At 67.9% G+C, this 4,794-nt stretch carries 4 protein-coding genes and 3 pseudogenes; 2 read left to right on the forward strand and 5 right to left on the reverse strand.

Annotated features, from left to right (window positions below; genetic code table 11):
- Window positions 1–276 precede the first annotated feature (276 nt).
- From IEY78_RS34740 to IEY78_RS33635, 3 genes and pseudogenes are all read right to left on the reverse strand, one after another.
- Window positions 277–676 (reverse strand): annotated as a pseudogene (locus IEY78_RS34740) (nucleoside/nucleotide kinase family protein); the annotation flags it as partial.
- Between the two features lie 61 nt (window positions 677–737).
- Window positions 738–1,901: an ADP-ribosylglycohydrolase family protein gene (locus tag IEY78_RS33630; RefSeq protein WP_189104795.1), complete on the reverse strand. Its 1,164-nt coding sequence runs from the start codon at window positions 1,899–1,901 to the stop codon at window positions 738–740.
- Window positions 1,902–1,973: 72 nt separating this feature from the next.
- Window positions 1,974–2,549 carry a hypothetical protein gene (locus tag IEY78_RS33635; protein WP_189104796.1) on the reverse strand — a complete coding sequence of 192 codons (576 nt, stop codon included), beginning with the start codon at window positions 2,547–2,549 and terminating at the stop codon, window positions 1,974–1,976.
- A gap of 131 nt (window positions 2,550–2,680) precedes the next feature.
- Between IEY78_RS33635 and IEY78_RS33640 the strand changes: the two are divergent.
- Window positions 2,681–3,513, forward strand: a pseudogene (locus IEY78_RS33640) (IS5 family transposase).
- A 5-nt stretch (window positions 3,514–3,518) separates the two neighbouring features.
- Window positions 3,519–3,623: pseudogene (locus IEY78_RS35215) on the forward strand (phosphorothioated DNA-binding restriction endonuclease); the annotation flags it as partial.
- A 94-nt stretch (window positions 3,624–3,717) separates the two neighbouring features.
- Here IEY78_RS35215 and IEY78_RS33645 read toward each other — a convergent pair.
- Window positions 3,718–3,891, reverse strand: coding sequence for a hypothetical protein (locus tag IEY78_RS33645; RefSeq protein ID WP_189104797.1), 174 nt, complete (start codon window positions 3,889–3,891; stop codon window positions 3,718–3,720).
- 92 nt (window positions 3,892–3,983) lie between these two features.
- Window positions 3,984–4,766 carry a hypothetical protein gene (locus IEY78_RS33650; protein WP_189104798.1) on the reverse strand — a complete coding sequence of 261 codons (783 nt, stop codon included), beginning with the start codon at window positions 4,764–4,766 and terminating at the stop codon, window positions 3,984–3,986.
- Window positions 4,767–4,794 lie beyond the last annotated feature (28 nt).

The raw sequence follows: 4,794 nt of genomic DNA on the forward strand, positions 1-4,794 counted from the left end.
CCGTTTCATCAGGCGTGTCCTGGGTCCACCACCCTGCGACCGCACCTTCGATGGCGGGATCAGCGGCTTCGCGATCTCCCACAGACCGTCCGGAACCGTCCAACTCCACGTACCCCGCCCCATACACAGGCCAACGTCCGCCTCACCATAGGACACGGTCTTACTCCCATCTGTACTGCTCTGGCAGCAGAGTTGCTCCGAGGGCGAGGCCGTGCCTTTGTTCTTCCCAGAGGCCCCCTGTGTGCAGCCGCTCGATGTTGCAGACAACGTGCTCGCCAGCTGGATCGCGGAGCTTCTATCCGATCTCGATGCGGGCCTGTCCCACAGGTCGGGCAGGATGCGCCCGCTGCCGTCCGCCTCTAGGGGGTTGAAGACCTCGCGCCACAGCGCACCCGTATCGATCCATTGGTCGTAGTACGCGTCGGGGTACTCGGGCCCGAATTCGTACCAGAGCGAGGCGGGTCGCAGGAAGCCGCCCGTCCCGACGGTCTGCACCGAGCGTCCGCGGATCCGCAGCACATCCGCCAAGCGCGCCGCCAGCCCTTCCGGATGGGCGGTCGGCGCCCCGTCGATCGCGACGGGCAGCCACGGACCGCCGTCCGCCGGCCGTCAGCTTTCCGATCCGGTCAGCGCGCGCATCGGTCAGCCGCTCCCAGGAGATCGCTTCCAGCCGCACCCCTCCATCATGCCCGGGCACTGCCGTACGGTGCCGGGTGGGCGCCCGTGGCCGAGCGGCGTCAGCTCCTCGGGTAGCGCCCGGGGGCGAAGAACGACTCGTTGTACGGCTGGTGGGTGAGGGGGTGGAACGCCGCCGAGAAGTCGTCGGCCAGCTCGGTGATCGTGCCACGGCCCTCGACGGCGGTGAGCCAGGACGGGGGGAGGGCGAGGTCGCCGTGGTGGGCGCCGAGGAGGTTGCCGCAGATGGATCCCGTGGAGTCGCTGTCACCGGAGTGGTTGACGGAGAGCAGGAAAGCTGACTCAACGCGCGTGCGCCGGGGTGCCGGGTCGGCGGGGCGGGCGAGGGCACAGTAGACGGCGATGGCCAGGGCCTCCTCGGCGATCCAGCCTCCGCCGAGGGTTTCGACCTTCTCGGGGGTCGCTGTGCCGTCGGCAGCCAGGTCGACCGCCTTGCGGAGGGCGGCCGTCGTCTCCTCGTGGCCGGGATAGCGGGCGAGGAGTTCCATCGAGCGCAGCACGGCGCCTTCGAGGGAGTCGCCGTCCAGTAGGTGTCCGATCATGGCGGCGAAGGCACCGGCCGCGTAGTAGCCGGTGGGATGGCCATGGGTGATCTGGGCGCAGCGGGCAGCAAATTCGAAGGCTCGGCGAACGGGCATGCCGGTGAGGCCGAAGGGAGCCGAGCGCATGACCGTGCCGCAGCCCTTGGAGTCGGGGTTGACCGGCCCCGGCGCTCCGAGCTCGCCGAGCTTGTCGGGGATGTGCTCGTAGCGGAGGCCGGAGACGCAGGCGTTGCCGGGGGCACGGCGGGCGTAGAGCCAGGTCTGCTGGCGCAGCCAGCCGTTGCGGTCGTAGGCGAGTTCGGCCGGCGGCGGGGGCGCGGGGTGGTTCTGGGTGTCGAGCCAGCGCAGATAGGCGTTCCGCACGAGGACGGGCCCGGCGGAGCTGATGCCGTCGTGGGTGGCGGGGCCGTAGCGGGCGTAGGCGCGGATGAGGCCTTCCGCGGTGAAGAGGGTCATCTGGGTGTCATCGGAAACCTGGCCGAGGACGACGCCGCCGACCGGCAGGAAGCCGGTGATCCCGGACGGCCCGTAGCCGTTGCGGATCGAGGCCAGCGAATGGAACTCGATCGGGTATCCCAGGGCGTCGCCTATCGCCCCGCCCAGAAGACAGCCACGGACACGGGCACGGCGGGCGACGATGTCGCCCCACGACTGACTGTTCAAGCCGGTTCCCTCACTTGATGGTTGTGCTCATGGTCATTGCGTCGATCGGTCGCGTGGTCGGAGCCTTCCGGCTCAGAAGATCCAGGCCAGGTAGAGGCTGAGCGCCGCACCACCGGCGCCGCCCAGGACCAGCCGCTTCATCCAGGCACTCGCGCGGGTTCCGGCGATCAACCGGCCCACGGCCACGGCCTGTCCCCTGCTCGGCAGGATGCCGGTCGCGGCGAACGGGATCCCCAGCGCGGCGATGATCCAGCCGAGAAAGAACAGCGCGCACCAGCGCCAGATCTGGCCGAAGCCGGTGGCGAGGTAGCCGCTCACGGTCTGCTGGACGGGGATGCGGTCGCCCCGTTCGCGGTCTGCCGTGATGGTCGCCTCGTGATCGACGGTCGCTCCGTCGTCTGCGCGGAAGGTGCCGGCGCACACCGTCCTGTCGCTGTGGTGACGGCTTCCGTGGTCGATCCAGCAGCGCTCGACCGTGAGCGTGCCGTGACGACCGACGAGGCCCGCTGCGTGCGTCGAGTTGTACAGCGAGAAGCCGGCGCAGAGGAGCGCCAGAAAGAAGAAGAGGCCGCCGAAGAGACGCCCTTTCACACTCGGCGCGGGCATCGAGACGAACGGATCCGGCGTCCCCAGTCCTGGCTCCAGCATGGCGCTACCACCCCCTCCACTCCGTCTGCTCCCGTGATCGCTCACCTTACTCAGCCGGTGCGTCGGCCCCACTGGCAGTGCCATGCCCTAGGTCGTGTCCGCAAAGTCGTTGGTTCGTTGGTCTGTTCGTGGTGCGTCGTCATGAGCTGACTGATGAGTCGTGGGCGGTGATCGAGCCGTTGTTCGCGCCGTCGCGGATGGGGCGGCCGGTGCGGGACCGCCGCCAGGTGGTCAACGGGGTTCTGTGGAAGCTGTCCACCGGGGCCGCCTGGCGGGACCTGCCCGAACGCTACGGACCGTGGAAGACGGTCTACGAACGCTTCCGCCGCTGGTCGGCCGACGGCACCTGGGACCGCGTGCTGGCCCACGTCCAGCAGCATTCCGACGCCGTCGGCACAGTCGACTGGTCCATCATGTGCATCGACTCCACGACCGTGCGGGCTCATCAGCACACGGCCGGGGCCCGAAAAAGGGGCAGGACTGGCCGGGCGAGGCCATCGGCAGATCCCGCGGCGGACTGACCACCAAGATCCACCTCGCCTGCGACGGACACGGCCGGCCCCTGGCCTTCACCCTCACCGCCGGAAACGTCAACGACTGCACCCAGTTCGAAGCCGTGATGGCAGCCGTCCGCATCCAGCGATGCGGACCCGGCCGCCCACGGACCAGACCTGACCGCGTGGTCGCGGACAAGGGCTACTCGTCCACCAAAATCCGCACCTACCTGCGCAGACGCGGGATCAAAGCCGCGATCCCGGAACGGATCGACCAGATCAACGGCCGCATCCGCAGAGGCGAGAGCCTCTGCCGCCTAGACCGGACCGCCTACCGCCGCCGCAACGTCGTCGAACGCTGCTTCAACAAGCTCAAGCACCACAAAGCCCTCGCCACCCGCTACGACAAACGCGCCCGCCACTACAAAGCCATGGTCACCCTCGCCTGCCTACAACTCTGGCTCCCCTGACTTTGCGGACACGACCTAGGCCAGGATTCGCCGAAGAAGTACTGCGCGCCTATGCCTTCGCGTGTGCGATGTGCGGGTACGACGGGACATTGGGACGGAACCCGGTCGGGACGAACCGCCCTATCTCCCCCGCCGCCAGTCGGAGTTCATGCCCGCCCAAGCCGATCGAAGGATCACGTTCGGTAAGCGGTTAACGTCTCAGGGTCAGCCGAAAGGGCTCACCGCCACCTTGGAAGCCGCAATGTCGAGGCATGCCGCGCTCCCCTCGTCGATCTCGATGTCGAGATTAATCATGCGACCCGCCACCTCCGCGGCGCTCATCCAGCAGCAATGCTCCCCGCCCTGCGGTGCGTGGCGCGCTCCGGTGTACATCAGCAAGAATGGACGCTCTCCGGGGCCGCGCTCCCGGAGGCGCGGCGTACTGCCGTCGTCCTCCACGGGGACCAGGACCTGAGCGGAGCGCAGCTCCTTCAGAAGTTCGTCCTCCGTAATGCGGCGGAGCAGCCTGAGCTGGACGGCCCGCTCCACCGTGTTCTCTGCCCGAAGCATTCCGACCGCCGTTGGGGTGGGGCGGTAGTGCCGGTTACGGACGAAGTCGCCGAACCCGCCGTCCTGGTCGTCTGCCAGTCCCCGACGATCCCTTCGAGGGGAACGCCGCTGAAGAGTGGGTACTCCGGATCGATGGCGATCATCCGCTTGCCCGGAGCGAGGACAGTCGACTTCCGCATGTCGTCGGTGATCTTCGGTACGAGCAGCCTTTGCCGTCCGTCCGATTCGACAGTCCGCCCCGAATAGGAGTGAGTGCGCAGATACGGCGGCTCCTTGACCTCCGGGAACGACTTGATCCGGGTCCGAAGCGCCTCCAGACTCTCCATCTCTCCTCCGGACCTGCGCGACACCCGGCCCGGGAAAGGCATACCTCCCACCTGGGAGTCCAACAGCCAGGTCAGCGCCTGCTCTGGCGTCAAACCGCGTGCCTTCGCCTCCCGCATGCGCTCGATCCAGAAGCCCCGCGCGTTGATGGCGCGATACCCGTGCTCTGGGCTCGGAATGGAACCGGCATTGTCAGAGCCGTCCGCCGCCATCCACAGATAACCGATAGCGCCCGCGGGATTGCAGTACGCGATGTACCGAACGGGTCCGGCTGGACTCCTGCCGTATTCCTCGGGGCCGCCCACAAGCGTGAGGTGCACGTCCTCCGACAATGGGCCTTGGGGAGTCCCACCGTCTTTCGACGGGCGATCGCCACTCATGATATCTCTCCGTAAATGTGGTACTTAT

It is taken from the genome of Streptomyces kronopolitis (assembly GCF_014646275.1).
GTDB lineage: Bacteria > Actinomycetota > Actinomycetes > Streptomycetales > Streptomycetaceae > Streptomyces > Streptomyces kronopolitis.